Annotated in this window: 1 protein-coding gene; it reads left to right on the forward strand. The window is 52.3% G+C overall.

What is annotated here, in order from left to right:
* On the forward strand, positions 1–258 hold a 258-nt coding region (locus tag AAEY83_RS16475), incomplete at both ends, for a serine hydrolase (protein WP_351060778.1).

The raw sequence follows: 258 nt of genomic DNA on the forward strand, positions 1-258 counted from the left end.
GGGAAATGCTGGACTGGCCGGTAAATCCTGACAGCATCATTAACGGCAGTGACAATAAAATTGCACTGGCAGCACGCCCCGTAAAAGCGATTACGCCCCCAACTCCTGCAGTACGCGCATCATGGGTACATAAAACAGGGGCGACCGGCGGATTTGGTAGCTATGTCGCGTTTATTCCAGAAAAAGAGCTGGGTATCGTGATGCTGGCAAACAAAAACTATCCCAATCCAGCGAGAGTCGACGCCGCCTGGCAGATTC

This window comes from Psychrobacter sp. TB20-MNA-CIBAN-0197 (assembly GCF_040309765.1).
GTDB classification, from domain to species: domain Bacteria; phylum Pseudomonadota; class Gammaproteobacteria; order Pseudomonadales; family Moraxellaceae; genus Psychrobacter; species Psychrobacter submarinus.